Origin of the sequence: Pseudomonas sp. SORT22 (genome assembly GCF_018417635.1) — a bacterium.
GTDB lineage: Bacteria > Pseudomonadota > Gammaproteobacteria > Pseudomonadales > Pseudomonadaceae > Aquipseudomonas.
This window is the reverse complement of the sequence record NZ_CP071007.1, coordinates 2,451,069-2,465,729: the sequence shown is the minus strand read 5'-3', so window position 1 is coordinate 2,465,729 and position 14,661 is coordinate 2,451,069. Positions and strand designations below refer to the sequence as shown.

Sequence of the window (14,661 nt, the reverse complement as noted above, 5' to 3'; positions counted from 1 at the left end):
CGCACTGCGGAAAAAGCCGGGTACAATTCCGCTCATAACGGACACGGGTGTCCGCAATCGGGAAATGCAGATGGATAGCCTCAGCGGTTTCGTGGTGTTCGTGCGGGTGGCAGAAACCGGCAGTTTTGTCGGCGCTGCGCAGTCGCTGGGGGTCAGCGCCTCGGCCATTGGCAAGCGCGTGGCGCGCCTGGAGCGCCGCCTGGGCGTACGCCTGTTTCACCGCAGCACGCGCAGCATCACCCTCACCGCCGAGGGCAGTCAGTTTCTGGAGCGCAGCCGGCGCATCCTTGCCGAGATCGAGGCCACCGAGCTTGAGCTGTCCCAGGCCAGTGAAGTGCCGCGCGGGCGTTTGCGCATCAGCCTGCCGCAAGTCACTGCGCTGGTGATGCCGGCCTTGAGCGAGTTCATGGCGCAGTATCCGGAGATCGAGCTGGACCTGGATTTCGACGACCGCATGGTCGATATCATCGGCGAAGGTTTTGACGTGGTAATGCGCGGCGGCACGCCCAGCGACTCACGCCTGAGCGCGCGCTTTCTTGGCCATTTTCACCATGTACTGGTGGCCTCGCCGGCGTACCTGGCGCGCAATGGCAGCCCCACACACCCCGCCGAACTGGCCCGCCACACCTGCCTGCACTACCGCTTCCCGAGCACCGGCAAGCTCGAACAGTGGCCGCTGCGTCAGGAGCCCGCCGGCCACGCCTATGAGATCCCGGTGTCGATGGTCTGCAACCACGTCGACACGCGCATCTGCTTTGCCATGCGCGATCGCGGCATCACCTGCATTCCCGACTTCACCGTGCGCCAGCAGTTGCAGCGCGGTGACCTGGTGACCGTGCTCGATGACTACATGGAGCGCCGCGGCAGCTTCTACCTGCTGTGGCCCTCGGGGCGGCAAGTGCCGCCACGGCTGCGGGTGTTCATCGACTTCATGAGCACGCGGCTGCTGCCCGATGCTGGCGCGCCGCAGTATTAGTCATATAAATAATCAAAGCCTTGGGCAGGCAATTGTGGCACCTGCTGCACCAGGAACGCCCCCAGTTGTTGCACCTGGCGGGCCTTGGGGCTGGCCTGCAGCCAGGCCAGGTAATAGCCCTCGCCGGTGGCCACCGCCTGCGCAAACGGCGTGACCAGGCGCCCGGCGGCGAGCTCGGCGCTGGCCAGCAACAGGTCGACCACGGCCACACCCAGGCCTTGCTGAGCCGCCGAGATGCCCTGGTCAAGGGTGTCGAACAGCTGGCCGCGCTCAAGGCTGATGGCCGCAGCCCCGGTGCGCTGCAACCAGCGCCGCCAGTCGCGCCGGTCGGGAGATGGGTGCAGCAGCTCGCAATGGGCCAGGTCTGCCGGGTAACCGGGCTGGCACACCGGTACCAGCCATTCGTCAAACAGCTTGAGGCTGGCGATGCCGGCGCCGAAATGTCCGTCGCCCAACAGGATCGCGCAGTCGTAGGGCTCGCTGTAAAAATCCACCGTATCGATGTCCATCCACACGCTGCTCAGTTGCACCTGAGCGTGCTCTTCACATTGCTTGAAGAGCGCCAACTGGCCAAGCAACCAGCGCACGGTCAGGGTCGAGGGCGCCTTCAGGCGCAGTTGCTGGCGGTCCTGTCTGAGCAGGCCACAGGCGCTTTCGATGATCTTGAAGCCGATTTTCAGCTCCTGGGCCAGCAGCCGGCCCGCTTCGGTCAGCGCCACTTTCGGCCCGCGGCGCTCGAACAGGGCGCAGTCGAACAGACCTTCGAGGGTTTTGATGTGATGGCTGATGGCGCCCTGGGTCAGGGCCAGTTCTTCGCCGGCGCGGGTGAACGAACCGTAGCGCGCGGCCACCTCGAACGCCCTGAGCGCCTGCAATGCGGGAATGCGTTCGGTCATGGCCGCCTCTAGCATGAGTCAAACTAATAGAAGGCCACAGTAACAGGCGTTTTACAACCGGACCGGGCCTGCCGAGAATTGCGCTCCCGCCAAACGCCCTCGAGACCCGCCCGTGAACAGTGCCCTGCTTGCTACCTACGCCCTGACCGTTGTGCTGCTGATCGCCAGCCCCGGCCCGGTGGTGGCGCTGGTGGTCAACACCACCGCTCGCGCCGGGCGCAAACAGGCACTGCTGACCGCCCTGGGCACCAACGGCGCGTCACTGGTGCTGATCGCCCTGGCGGCGCTGCTGATCTTCAGCAGTGCCGCGATCAACCCGCTGCTGCTTAGCGCCTTGAGCGTGTTTGGCTGCCTGTTCATCGGCTTTCTGGGCCTCGGCGCGCTGGCCGAACTGCGCCGGCCCGCGCACGCCGCAGCGCCGCCTGCGGTGCGCCAGGGCGGGCTGTGGCAAGGATTTGCCATTGGCCTGTCGAACCCCAAGGACATCCTGTTTTTCGTCGCCTTCTTCCCGCAGTTCATTCAGGTCACCGAGCAGTTCAGCCACAGCCTGATGCTGTTGGCGCTGGTCTGGCTGGTGCTCGACCTGGGCATTCTGGGCCTGTACATCCTGGTCATCGGCCGCCTCGCCGAGCGCCTCGACAGGCGCCTGATCAGCGCCATCAGCGCCGTGGTACTGCTGGCCATCGCCGCCGTCGGGCTGGCCTACAACATCCGGCAACTGTTGCCCTGACGGGCTACGCTTTCGGGCGCGGGCCCGGAGCGGTTAGAATGGCGCGCTATCACCCAGGCCAGCCACACTATGGACAGTCGGATTGAACCCTGAACAGCGCAGTCGTCTCCAAGCCAACATGCATACCCGCCCGGCCCCGAATTCCAGAGGCACTTCCTTGATCCGCTCGCCCCTTTTGCACGGCCTGCTCGCCGTCGTGCTGCCGACTTCGGTACTGGCTGCCGGCGTACAGATCGACCCGCATGCCGACCTGCTGTACCGCCAGGCCGTGAGTTTGCTGGAACAGGCCGACAACCAGAGCGCCAGCTTCACCCTCAAGACCAGCACCACCGACCAGGATCTTGCCCAGCAAGGCCAGGCCCTGGGCCGCACCCTGGCGCCTGCGGTGAGCCTGTTGAAAAAAGCCGTGGAGCTTGACCACCCGGCTGCCCAGTATCGCCTGGCGCTCTACTACATCACCTACCTGCCGGCAGCACAGATTTCCGCTGCCGCCTGCCCGCTGCTCGAAGCCAGCATGGGCCAGGGCTTTGCCCCGGCGGCCCTGGGCATCGAGAACTGGTGCCCCAACTACAGCCGTAGCGACTACCGCAACGCGCTCGAAAGCGTGCCGAACCTGGCCAGCCTGTACGCCCCCTACTACCCGCAACCGGCCGTGCGCCTGTTGTGCCATCGCGAGCAACCGCAGGGCCTGGCCATGCAGTGGGGCCGCCAGCGCGACTACCAGGCCGAGGTCTACCGCCTGCTGGCCAGCGCCGACCCGGCGCAGAGCAAGGCCTACTGGCAAAAAGCGGTGGACATCAATGGCTGCATCGCCGCGCAGCGCCGCCTGGCCAGCAACCACTACTGAGCGCCAAGCCCTCTGCCGCGCCGCTGACAGCAAGATCGTTCAAGTCAGCGGCGCCCGCCTCTGGCATGCTGTACAACCTTGTTCATTGGTTGTTGCTGCCGTCCATGTCCAGTCCGCCGTTCGCCCGCCAGGCCTTCATCCGTGGCGCCATCGCCATCCTGCCGTTGTCCCTCGCCGTCGCTCCCTGGGGGCTGCTGGCCGGCTCCATGGCCATCGAAGCCAACCTCAGCCCCTGGGAAGGCCAGGGCCTGTCGGCGATCGTCTTTGCCGGTGCCGCGCAATTGGTGGCAATCGGCATGCTCAAGGGCGGCGCCAACCTGTTCTCGATCCTGCTGACCACCCTGTTGCTGACCTCCCAGCACTTGTTGTACGGACTGTCGATGCGCCCGGTGCTGTCGGGCCTGCCGACCCGCTGGCGGCTGGGCCTGGGCTTTTTGCTCACTGACGAGTTCTTCGCCCTCACCAGCCAGTACGACCAACAGCAGTTCAATCGCTGGTACGCCCTGGGGGTCGGCCTGACGTTCTACATTGCCTGGAACCTGTTCACCCTGGCCGGGATCATCCTCGGCCAGAACATTCCGCACCTCGACCAGCTAGGCCTGGACTTCTCGATCGTCGCCACCTTCGTCGCCCTGATCGCGCCGCTGGTGCGCAACCTGCCCACCGTGGTGTGCGTGGCGGTGTCGCTGTTCTGCTCGGTGCTGTTCAGCGCCTGGCACTGGGACATCGGCCTGGTGGCCGCCGGGTTGCTGGGCATGAGCGCCGGCTTTGTCTGCCAGAAATTCAGTGGAGCACGCGCATGATCTTCGCCCTGATTATCGGCATGGGCCTGCTGGTGTTCCTCAACCGCTATGCCTTCCTGGAACCGCGCCTGCCCTTGCGCCTGAGCTCCAATGCCCGGCAGTTCCTCGGCTTTGCCGTGCCGGGCATGCTCACCGCCATTTGCGGGCCGATTGTGTTCTTGCCCGGGCACCAGCTCGACCTGAGCCTGAGCAACCCTTACCTGGTCGGTTCGGTAGTGGCGGTGGTGCTGGTGCTGTTGACCCGCAGCACCTTGATCAGCATGCTGCTGAGCATGGCCTTCTTTTTTGTCTTTCGTTGGTGGTTGAACGGCAGCCCATGAACCCTGCACACAAGGAACAGACCCGCTTCTGGCAAGCCTCGGCGCTCGGTGATACCGAGATGCTGCACGCGCGTTATTTTCAGCAGCGCTTCGCTCCCCATGTGCACGAAGGCTACGTGATCACCATCATCGAGTCCGGTGCCCAGCGTTTCTGGCACCGCGGCAGCGAACACCTGGCGCCGGTGGGCAGCATGGTGCTGATCAACCCCGACGAGCTGCACACCGGTGCCAAGGCCAGCGAAGATGGCTGGCGCTATCGCGGTTTTTACCCCGACAGCGAGCGCATCACCGGCGTGCTCGACGAGCTGGAGCTCAAGCGCGACGGCCTGCCGCGCTTTGACGCCAGCGTGCTGCACGACCCGCAACTGGCCAAAGCCTTCAGCTGGCTGCACTGCTCGGCCGAACACGGCGCCAGTGCCCTGGAACAACAAACCGCCTGGCGCGAAGCGGTGCTGTTGCTGGTGCAACGCCATGCCCGCGCCGGCACCGCGCGCACGCCCGGCAACGAACCCTGCGCCGTGGCCCGGGCCAAGGAACTGATGGACAGCCGCCTGGCCTACCCGCCATCGCTGGAAGAACTGGCCACGGCAGTCAACCTCTCGCCCTTCCACTTTGCCCGGGTGTTCCGCCAGGCCACCGGCCTGCCGCCCCATGCCTGGCTCAAGCAACGGCGCTTGAGTCGCGCCCGCGAACTGCTGAAAAACGACTGCCTGCCGTTCAACGTCGCCTTCGCCCTGGGCTTTGCCGACCAGAGCCACCTGAACCGCCAGTTCAAGCAAGCCTATGGCGTAACGCCGGGCGAGTACCGGCGCGCCTGTATTCACTGACGGACCAACCCCATGCCCTACCCGCTTGCCTACCGCTGGTTCATCCACAAAGGCCTGACCGACTGGGAGCCGTGGTATTTCTGCGACACCCCGGCGTCACTGCAACAAGGCCCGGACCTGAGCAAAAACGCCTTCGCCGCCCGGGCCTTTGCCAAGGAGACCGGCGCGGACTTCGAGGTCTACCTGTTCGCCCGCCGCCAGGACCGGGAAGACTTTGCCTTCTTCGTGGTGCGCGACGGGGTGATCGAAGACAAGGTAATCACCGCGCACCTGTCGTTCGCCGACAAGCTGGAGCTACGCTCGCGGCTGAGCTATGAACAGGTGACCCGCAGTTTCAGTGAGTGGGTGGCCGAAGTGGCGCTGGCCGATGCCGTGGAGTGGATGAGCGAGGACGACCTGCAAGATTGAGCCTGGGCTGCTCTTCTGCTCAGCGGCAATACGCCCGCGGCGTGCTGCCGGTCATGCTTTTGAAGAAGGCGATGAACGCACTGTCGCTGGCAAAGCCCAGCTCCAGCGCCACCTGGGTCAGCGGCTGATGGATCGCCAACTGCTCCACCGCCCGCACCAGCCGCCACTGCTGGCGCCATTGCTGGTAGGACATGCCAGTGTCGCGGCGAATCAAGCGACCGATGGTTTTCTCGCTGGCGCCCACTGTGCGGGCCAGCTCTTGCAGCGGCGGCGGTAACTGCTCAAGGTTCTCGACCAGGCGCGCCAGGCGCCGGTCCCTGGGCAGCGGCAAGCGCATCGGCTGCTGCCCGGCAGCCTGCAGTTCGGCGATGCACAGGCCGGCCAGGTGCGCGGCGGCGCCTTGGCTCCAGTCGGTTTCGAACGGCGCCAGGGCGATGCGTTCGAGCAGTTCGCGCAGCAGCGGGTTGACGTCGAGGATCACCACTTCATCCGGCAAACGCGGCCAGTGGCGGGTGTCCAGGTACACCGAGCGATAGTCCACGGTCGCCCGCATCCGCGCCCGATGGGCTACGCCGGCGGGAATCCACGCCGCGCGGGTCGGCGGCAGCAGGCAGAGCAGGTCCGGCGCCTGGGCATCGATGCGCACACAGCCCTGGCGGGTGAACAGCACCTGTCCCATACGGTGCTGATGGACGCCGGAATCGTGCTCGCCCAGGGCCGAGCAGATACCGACGATGGGCGCATCGACGTGCTCGGGGTTGAAGAGGGCGGTAGGTTCCAGCCAGGCCATGCAGGTTGTCCGATTTTCACTATTTCTAGACCAGACCGCGACAATACACCCATCGCCCGCCGCCTACCATGAGCGCCCTTTTACCCACGGGACCCTGCTCATGACCCAACGCACCTGGTTGCCCCTGGCCACGGCCCTGCTGATGTTCCCGCAGATCGGCGAAACCCTCTACAGCCCCGCCCTGGTGGATATCGGCCAGGGCTTTGGGGTAACGCCTGCACAGGCGGGGCAAACCCTGTCGCTGTATTTCGCCGCCTTTGCCGTCGGCGTGCTGGTCTGGGGCCGCCTGTGCGACCTCTGGGGCCGACGCCCGGCGTTGCTCGCAGGCTTGCTGCTGTACGGCCTGGCTTCGCTGGCGGCCCTGTTGGTCACACATTTCGCCGGCCTGCTTGGCGCGCGCATCGTCGCCGCGTTCGCCGCAGCGGTCGGTTCGGTGGTGACGCAAACCGCGCTACGCGATGCATATAGCGGTGCGCAACTGGCGCGGGTGTTTTCCCTGATAGGCATGTTCCTGGCCATCAGCCCGGCGATTGGCGTGCTCAGCGGCTCGCTGCTGACCCAGGCCTTGGGTTACCGTGGCGTGCTCGCCGCGCAGTTGCTGATGGCCCTGGCGTTATGGCTGTGGAGTTGGCAACTGATGCCGGAAACCCGCCCGCAAACGCCCCACCACGCCAGTGTGATCGGCACCTTGCGGCGCATGCTCGGTGATCGCCGGGTGCTGCTGGCGACGCTGCTGGTGGCGTTGTTCAACATCGGCGTGTTCAGTTGGTACAGCCTAGCACCGTTCATTTTCCAGCGTTTGCAGTTGCACAGCCTGTTTGGCTACAGCGGCGTACTGCTGGCGCTGGGCTCGCTGCTCGGCGCGCGCCTCAATGCGCGATTGCTGGCACGGGGTGTCAGCCAGGCAACCCTGCTCAACCTGGCATGCGCGGTGAACCTGCTGGCGGCGCTGGCGATCCTGCTGCTGGGCGAGCACTGGCTGATCGCGGTGGCCATGGCCTTCATGCTCGGCGCCTTCGCCATGGCGATTCCGCTGGTACTGGGTTCGGCGCTGATCGAGTATGGCGATTGCCGGGGGACGGCGGGGGCGTTGTTCGGGTTGTTGTATTACGCGTTAATTGGCGCGGGCCTGGCGCTGGCCGGCTGGAGCCAGGCGCTGGGAGCGGCGCTGGTCTGCTGCTCCGTTTGCACCGCTGGCGCAGCGGCTCTATACCAGCCACGGGCATGACTCAGCGGCGTCGTTGCCTGTCCAGCTCTGCCAGGTTTGCTGGCAGTTCAATCCAGCTTTTGTCGATGCCGGCATTGACGAGCGTGTCCCATTTATCGAGCAATTGCTTGGGGGAACGGTGGTACTCGCTACCCTTCATCGCCGCTTCCCAAGCAACAGCAATCAGCGACTGCAGCCTTTGCAGATCATGGCGCTCAACCTCGACGCTGGTATGGTTGTGAACCACCAATCCCACAAGATAATCAAGCATGTTAGCGGCGACGACGCCTTCGGCCAGCCTGTCATCGGCAATGCTTTGCAGCCATGCGACCAGCCTGGCCTGACCCTCCTGCTGGTAAAAAGGTGACTGGACATCAAACAAACGCCACAGCCGTTGAATGGCGGCTGGCGAGCGGTCCTGAAACAACCGTTCGATCCCCTTTGGCACCCTGAACAACGCCAGCAAATCCGCTACCGCATTCTCCTTGAGTATGTCGGCGACATCTTTGAGCAGTGCCTTTTTGTGCGAGTCAAACAAAAACCTGGAGCGCAGATTTTCCATCACCCAGTCGTATAACCGCACACGATCATTGCAAGTGATTGCCGCACCCGTCACAAGTGCTACTTCCCGCTGGAACTGTGCTCGCCTTAGTTGGTCGGCTCCCGCCTCACCCAGGGACAACAAACTATCGATCAGATTGCTGCACAAGCCGTAATGGCCAGACACCTGGTGGAGTTTTTCGTGCGGCGTATCCCCCCAGACTTTCTCTAGCAGTTTGAGCTGTACCTCGAGTTCCTTCATCTGCTGATCATAGATGCGTTGGTCGGTCTCTGAAGCCGACTCGCGGATACCATGGCAATAAGAGCCGATGGTCAACCAAACCAATCTAGAGGCAACCTCCTGCATTTCGGTCTGAGCAGCGTCAGCCCCGTTCGCAAGAAGCTGATCAATTCGAAGATTGTCGAAATCCCCGGCCCATTCGCGCAGAAAAAGACGATGTTCATGAGCGGTGATACCCGGCTCCTGTGCCAACAATCCCATCTCGTATCGGATATTGGCGCGAGAGGTTGATTTACGCAGGTCCTGCAGGGCTTCGAGCTGATTCTTTAGCCGAACAAAAGCCGGCGCATGATCAGGCACTGTTGATCCCAGCGTAAGTTGAATAGCTTCGCGCAGAAACGTCTCCCGCTCTTCTTCGTTTTCGCCACGTAGCGTCTGACGGTCCCGGCCCAGTAGGGAGGGCTCGAGACGCTCCAGAGTCTTCGGGGCTTCATGCCTGATGATGGTCTGCAAAATAATTGCATCCCACGCGAGCTCGTTATAGCCGTGGCGATACGCAACTGATTTCAATTGACCCAGATCACGGGTTATAGCTTTGACCAAGCGAGGGTTGCGAGGAAACCACTGAGCAACTTGCTTGAAAGATTCCTCGGGAATGAAAGGGCAACACTCGCCAAATGCTCGCGAGGCCAGGCGCCTGGCTTGCTCCTCGGTAGGCTCCGGCAGGGTAATGGAGATATCAATGATCTTCTCGAGAAAGCGTTGGCCGTTCTCACCATAGGCGGCCGAGTACAGGCTCAGTGCTTTGCTCACAACATCCAGGTCGAAGGCCAGGACGAAGGCGAAGCTGGGCCAGTCGAGCAACTCGCGCAACGCCAGCATGGCCTTGGGGATTGCGGTCGGGTCGGCGCGGTCAAGGTCATCGATGAACACCACGATGCGCGTGCGCTCGAGTTCGGCACACAGCGCTTCGAGTTCTTTTCGGTTGAAGGCCAGCTTTGAACTCAGCAGCTGGCCCGTTTGCTCGGCAATCTGGGTACCCTTGCTAACCATCATCCCGGATACAGGGTCCATGACTTGAACAACTGACTTGCCAATCTCGGCAACATTGCCCAGTAGCCTGGCAATTCCACGCCCCAGATCCTTGAATGACTTGCCCGACCAGGCGCCTTTTTCAAGTTGCTCCAACAACGCCTGATAAAATCGCTGGATCACCCCGTCACGGCCTTCGGCATCCCACGCCGAAAAGCGTACGACCACCCAGGTGATACCGTCCGGCTTGCTTTCATTGCGCATGCGCGCCTGCTCTTCAATGAAGTTCAGCACGCTGGTCTTGCCAGAACCCCACTTGCCATACAAGCCGATTCGGGTCGACCAGCTGTCTGGCGCCGACTCGATCGAGCGCAGCACCGAGCGGGCGATTGCCCAGCGCTGCAGGTCGTCATCCTGTTGCTGACTGATCGCCGCGTCATGGCCCTTGCCGCTACGCCGTGGGTTTGCTGGTGCTGTCATGGGGTGATCCTTCGACCGTGCAGTTGAACCAGTCGGGAAGTCTATCCAACTGAGTTCGGTGCTGCACCTGAGCTTTCAAAACTGCGCTGTCTGCATCGCGGGGCAAGCCCGCTCCTACCTCCACGATCAGGCATGCACCCACCGCCGATGCAGGCCACGGGCAATGGCATCGAGCATAAAGCCCAGCACGCCGATCAGCAGCACCATCGCCATCAGCTCCGAATACGCCAGCCGGTCACGGGTATCGAGGATGAAGTAGCCCAGCCCGGCACTGACTCCGAGCATCTCGCACGGCACCAGCACGATCCACAGAATACCGATGGCCAGGCGCACGCCGGTCAGTACATGGCCGAGCACGCCGGGGATGATCACCTTGCACAGGGTCTCCCAGCGTGTGGCGCTGAGGCTGCGGCTCAACTGCAGCCAGCGCGGGTCGAGCTGACGCACCCCCGCAGCGGTGTTGAGCAGGATCGGCCACAGCGCGGCAAAGGCCAGGAGGAAGTAGATCGGCTGGTCGCCCACCCCCATCAGCATCACCACCACCGGCATCCACGACAGCGGTGAGATCATCCGCAAGAACTGGAACGCCGGGGTAGTCGCCGCCTCCAGGTGACGATAGCTGCCCACCAGCAAGCCCAGCGGCACGCCGATCAGCAAGGCCAGCAGCAAGCCGACAAGGATGCGCTTGAGGCTGACCCAGATGTGCTCGTACACCTCGCCCTGGCCCAGCAGCTCGATCAGGCTGCTGAGGGTCGCCTGCGGCGAAAAACGCGCCGACAGGCCATCGGCCTGGCCGAACACCTGCACGCCCAGCCACCACAGCAACAACAGACCGAGCAGGCCGGCGACGCCCAGGGCGCCATGGATTGCATGCTTGCCCATCAGATCGAAAACTCCTCGCTACGCTCGAAGCTCTCGGGCAAACCGAAGGCCTTGAGCCCGCCAACGGCGGCGATGCTGTTACGCACGAAGCGGTCGTCGACCAGGTCGCGGGCGGTCTGTTGCGGGTCGAGGCCGGCAAGAAAGCCCTTGTCGCCCTCGATCAGGGTGTTCTGCAGGCGACGCACCAGTTCTTCGGTGTAGCTGGGGAACGGATAAGGCTGAAAATCGATGCGCTTTTCGTCCCACTGCGCATGCTGGATCGCACCGCTGGCGATGTAGGCGTCGCGGGCCGCGGCCGCCGGCGCCAGCACCTGGCTGAGCACCTGCGGGGTGTGCGGGGTGTATTTGTTCGGCCCGCTCTTGGACAGCAGCGCGGCGGCTTCGGCGCGGTGCTCGCGGGTCCACAGCTGGGCCTTGACGATGGCGTTGACCACCTTCTGCGACCACTCGGGGCGGTTGTTCAAGTCGTGCTCGTGCATGAACACCACGCAGCAGGCATGGTTGCGCCAGATGTCGCCGGTAAAGCGTTGCACGCGGCCAACCTTGAGGTCTTCGGCCAGGGCGTTGAACGGCTCGGCGACGATGTAGCCGGCGATGCGCTTGCTGACCAGGGCCGGCGGCATGTCTGACGGCGGCAACACCACTAGGTTGACCTCGTTGGCGGCCAGCTGGGCTGTGGCGGCCTTGGACACCGGGGTCAGGCCGTGGTCGCGAAACAGCTGCTGCACCACCACGTTGTGGATCGAATACCAGAACGGAATGGCCACGGTCTGCCCGCCCAGTTGCTTGACCTCGGTGATGCCCGGGGCCACGGTCAGGCCCGAGCCGCCGACATGGTTCCAAGCCACCACTTTGGCCGGCACCTTGCTGGCATAACGGGCCCAGACGGTCATCGGCGACAGCAGGTGAATGACATTGACCTGCCCGGAGATGAACGCCTCGATCACCTGCGCCCAACTGCGCAGCAGCACCGGCCGCTCGGCCTTGATGCCTTCGGCTTCGAACAGGCCATTGTTGTGCGCCACCAGCAACGGCGTGGCGTCGGTGATCGGCAGGTAGCCGATGCGTACCGGGGCGTCCGGGTCGCTCGCGGCGCGGGCCTGCAGGCTGCCGAGCAGCGGCATGGCGCCGCCGGCGGTGAGCAAGGCGCTGAGTTTGATGAAGTCACGACGAGTGTGGGTGAAGTCGTCCAGGCACATGGGCAGTCTCCGACGGCAGCGGCATAGGTTCAGAAGAAGGTTCGGGTGTGCGGCTGGCCCGCCGAAGGGTTTTGAGTATGTCGATGCGCAGCGCGCCCAGTTCCTCGACCCGCTGCTCGCGCGGTTGCGGCAGGTCGATGAGCCATTGGCCGAGGGTGCGCGCCGGGTGGTTGCCCAGTAGCAGCACGCGATCGGACAGCAGCAGGGCTTCGTCGATATCGTGGGTAATAAGGATGGCCGCGGTGTTGTGCCGGGCTATCAGTTGCAGCAGCAGTTGCTGCATGTCGGCGCGGGTGACTTCATCCAGCGCGCCGAAGGGTTCATCGAGCAACAGCACTTGTGGCTGGCGCGCCAGGCAGCGGGCCAGCGCGGTGCGCTGGGCCATGCCGCCGGAGAGCTGCGCCGGGTACTGCTCGCGCGCATGCTGCAGGCCGACCGCCTCGATGGCATGGTCGATGCGCGCCCGTCGCTCACTGGCAGCGAGCTTGGGCTGGCGGGCGAAGTCCAGGCCGAAGGCAACGTTGCTTTCCAGGCTCAGCCAGGGCAGCAGGCTGGGGTCCTGGAAGGCCACCGCCAGGCGCGGGTGCGGGCCCTGCAACGGCTCGCCGAGCAGGCTGACGCTGCCGGCACGGGACTGCTGCAAACCGGCCAGCACCCGCAACAGACTGGATTTGCCAACGCCACTGGGGCCGAGGATGGTGATCACCTCGCCCGGCGCCAGTTGCAGGTCGAAATTTTCCAGCACGCTTTGCCAGCCTTGTTCACGCGGGTAGCCGAGGCTGATGCCACGCGCTTCGAGCAACACTTCGGTCATGCTGACGACGCCTGGCGCTGCAGCTCGGCGCGCAGTTGCACCAGGCTTGGGGTGACGATCGGCACGAACGCCGACTCGCGCCAGCGCCGGGCAAAACCTGCGCCGTAGGCGGTCAGGTAAGCCTTGCCGCCACTGGCTTGCAACTCAAGCTGCACGGCATCGGCAGCCGTTTCGGCAAGGGTGATGCGCAGCTTGAACAAGGCCGCCGGCTGGCTCAGGAAACGGCCGTCGAGCAAGCCCTTTTTCAGTTCGGCCACGGTGTTTTCCAGGCGCTCGCGCAGCACCTGCAGCGCCTCGCCAAGGAACGAGCGCATGCCCTGCAGATGCCCCTCCACCTCGCTCAACGAGCGCCGCGCCAGGCCGATGGCCATGCCGCATTGCAGGCCCAGGAACGACGGGCGCACGGCAGGCAGAAACTGCTTGGCGTTGTCGTGCAGCAGCCAGTCACGGCTGATCGACACCTGTTCGAAACTCAAGGCTGCGGTGTTGCTCGATTGCAGGCCCATTAACTCAAGGTCGTCAGAGCGGCTCAGCCCTGCAGCGTGATCGGGGATCGCCAGCACGAACGGCGAGGCGCCCTCCTCTTCAATCGCCGCCGCCACCACGAAACCGCCCTTGCGCAGGTTGGTGACCCAGTGCAGGCGCCCGGCCAGGGTCCAGCCCTGGTCGTCGCGCAGGCCCTTGACCTGCAGCGCTTCGATACCCGAGAGGTACTTCATGGCGTTGGACAGGCCGGTGGCGCCAGCCAGTTGGCCGCTTAGCAGCTCAGGCAGCAGGCGTTCACGCAGCCCGGCGTTGGGGCTGTGCAGCAGGTATTCGATAAAGGCGCGCTGGCCCCAGAACACGAAGGCTGCCGCCAGGGAATGGCTGGCAACCGTGGCCAGCGTCTCGACCGCGTCGGCGACCGTGCCGCCACTGCCGCCCAGGTTCTGGTCAATACCGACGCGCAGCACCTGCGCCGCCGCCAGTTGCCCCAGTACCGCCTGCGGGTCGCCGTGGCCCTGGTCGAGGGCTTCGGCCTGGGCATCCAGCCACGCGACCAATGCGGGATCGAGCATAGGGTTTACTCCTTTAACAATGCGCCAGCTTGCGCTGGCGCCGAGGGTCGTTATGCCGAAGGCTGCCAGCGGTACTTGCTCAGCTCGTCATTGAGCGGCGTCTGGGCGAACACATTAGCAAAGTTGCACAGGGTTGCCAGACTGACACCGAGGATCACCTCCAGGGCATTGCCTTCGCTGTAGCCGGCTTCGCGAAACGCACCGTAGCCGGCTTCGCTGACATTGCCGCGGGTGGCGATCACTTCGCGGGTGAACGCCGCCAGGGCTTCGAGCTTCTCTTCTGGCAGCTCGCCCTTGGCGCGCAGGGCGTCGACCACCTCCTGCGCCAGCTTGGCCTTGTTCAGTGCCACGGCGGTGTGGCCGGCCACGCAGAAGTCGCAGCCATGATTGGTGGCGGCCACCAGTTGCACCACCTCACGCTCGGCGAGGCTCAGCTCGGCCTTGCCGTTGAGTGCCGAGACGGTGACGTAGGTTTCCAGCGCCGCCGGGGCGCTGGCCAGCACGCCGAGCAGGTTGGGGATGAAGCCCGAAGCCTTCTGGGCGTTTTCCAGGTAAGGGCGGGCAGCCTCTGGGGCGCTTTGCAGAGTATGGACAGTGACGCGCGACATGGA

Annotated in this window: 16 protein-coding genes; 8 read left to right on the top strand and 8 right to left on the bottom strand. The window is 64.3% G+C overall.

The window, feature by feature from the left end; all coding sequences use genetic code 11:
• The first annotated feature begins 70 nt into the window (after nt 1–70).
• Nucleotides 71–976 (top strand): LysR family transcriptional regulator, encoded by a 906-nt coding sequence (locus JYG36_RS11540; protein WP_213604013.1) that lies wholly within the window; start codon nt 71–73, stop codon nt 974–976.
• On the opposite strand, the gene JYG36_RS11535 is transcribed toward JYG36_RS11540, so the two are convergent.
• On the bottom strand, nt 973–1,872 hold the full coding sequence (locus JYG36_RS11535) for a LysR substrate-binding domain-containing protein (protein ID WP_093381494.1): 900 nt from the start codon (nt 1,870–1,872) through the stop codon (nt 973–975). The two genes, JYG36_RS11540 and JYG36_RS11535, sit on opposite strands and share 4 nt — an antisense overlap.
• Nucleotides 1,873–1,984: 112 nt before the next feature.
• Here JYG36_RS11535 and JYG36_RS11530 point away from each other — a divergent pair, with 112 nt between their 5' ends.
• The 6 genes from JYG36_RS11530 to JYG36_RS11505 all read left to right on the top strand — a co-directional run bounded on the left by JYG36_RS11530 (nt 1,985) and on the right by JYG36_RS11505 (nt 5,807).
• A complete protein-coding gene (locus tag JYG36_RS11530) occupies nt 1,985–2,602 on the top strand; it encodes a LysE family translocator (RefSeq protein WP_093381492.1) in 618 nt (205 codons plus the stop codon).
• A 118-nt stretch (nt 2,603–2,720) separates the two neighbouring features.
• Entirely contained in the window at nt 2,721–3,449 is a 729-nt protein-coding gene (locus tag JYG36_RS11525) for a hypothetical protein (protein WP_045195644.1), read from the top strand.
• Between the two features lie 104 nt (nt 3,450–3,553).
• Nucleotides 3,554–4,252, top strand: a complete 699-nt coding sequence (locus JYG36_RS11520) for an AzlC family ABC transporter permease (protein ID WP_045195646.1) — start codon at nt 3,554–3,556, stop codon at nt 4,250–4,252.
• On the top strand, nt 4,249–4,572 hold the full coding sequence (locus JYG36_RS11515; RefSeq protein ID WP_093381490.1) for an AzlD domain-containing protein: 324 nt from the start codon (nt 4,249–4,251) through the stop codon (nt 4,570–4,572). Before JYG36_RS11520 ends, JYG36_RS11515 begins: the two co-directional genes overlap by 4 nt.
• Nucleotides 4,569–5,399, top strand: a complete 831-nt coding sequence (locus tag JYG36_RS11510) for an AraC family transcriptional regulator (RefSeq protein WP_213604011.1) — start codon at nt 4,569–4,571, stop codon at nt 5,397–5,399. The genes JYG36_RS11515 and JYG36_RS11510 overlap by 4 nt, the downstream gene beginning before the upstream one ends.
• Nucleotides 5,400–5,411: 12 nt before the next feature.
• Nucleotides 5,412–5,807, top strand: coding sequence for a hypothetical protein (locus tag JYG36_RS11505; RefSeq protein ID WP_093381488.1), 396 nt, complete (start codon nt 5,412–5,414; stop codon nt 5,805–5,807).
• Nucleotides 5,808–5,826: 19 nt separating this feature from the next.
• On the opposite strand, the gene JYG36_RS11500 is transcribed toward JYG36_RS11505, so the two are convergent.
• Entirely contained in the window at nt 5,827–6,597 is a 771-nt protein-coding gene (locus tag JYG36_RS11500; RefSeq protein WP_093381485.1) for an AraC family transcriptional regulator, read from the bottom strand.
• A 100-nt stretch (nt 6,598–6,697) separates the two neighbouring features.
• Here JYG36_RS11500 and JYG36_RS11495 point away from each other — a divergent pair, with 100 nt between their 5' ends.
• On the top strand, nt 6,698–7,825 hold the full coding sequence (locus JYG36_RS11495) for a Bcr/CflA family efflux MFS transporter (protein WP_213604009.1): 1,128 nt from the start codon (nt 6,698–6,700) through the stop codon (nt 7,823–7,825).
• Between the two features lies 1 nt (nt 7,826).
• On the opposite strand, the gene JYG36_RS11490 is transcribed toward JYG36_RS11495, so the two are convergent.
• The 6 genes from JYG36_RS11490 to JYG36_RS11465 form a co-directional block, all read right to left on the bottom strand.
• A complete protein-coding gene (locus JYG36_RS11490; protein WP_213604007.1) occupies nt 7,827–10,097 on the bottom strand; it encodes a KAP family P-loop NTPase fold protein in 2,271 nt (756 codons plus the stop codon).
• Between the two features lie 126 nt (nt 10,098–10,223).
• A complete protein-coding gene (locus tag JYG36_RS11485) occupies nt 10,224–10,979 on the bottom strand; it encodes an ABC transporter permease (protein ID WP_093381477.1) in 756 nt (251 codons plus the stop codon).
• Complete coding sequence (locus JYG36_RS11480; RefSeq protein ID WP_213604005.1) at nt 10,979–12,178, bottom strand: ABC transporter substrate-binding protein; 1,200 nt, start codon at nt 12,176–12,178, stop codon at nt 10,979–10,981. Before JYG36_RS11480 ends, JYG36_RS11485 begins: the two co-directional genes overlap by 1 nt.
• Entirely contained in the window at nt 12,144–12,992 is an 849-nt protein-coding gene (locus JYG36_RS11475; protein WP_213604004.1) for an ABC transporter ATP-binding protein, read from the bottom strand. Before JYG36_RS11475 ends, JYG36_RS11480 begins: the two co-directional genes overlap by 35 nt.
• Nucleotides 12,989–14,050 (bottom strand): acyl-CoA dehydrogenase family protein, encoded by a 1,062-nt coding sequence (locus tag JYG36_RS11470; protein ID WP_093381470.1) that lies wholly within the window; start codon nt 14,048–14,050, stop codon nt 12,989–12,991. Before JYG36_RS11470 ends, JYG36_RS11475 begins: the two co-directional genes overlap by 4 nt.
• 50 nt (nt 14,051–14,100) lie before the next feature.
• The gene (locus tag JYG36_RS11465) at nt 14,101–14,658 is read right to left on the bottom strand and encodes a carboxymuconolactone decarboxylase family protein (RefSeq protein WP_045194134.1); all 558 of its coding nucleotides are present in this window, start codon (nt 14,656–14,658) and stop codon (nt 14,101–14,103) included.
• Between the last annotated feature and the right edge of the window lie 3 nt (nt 14,659–14,661).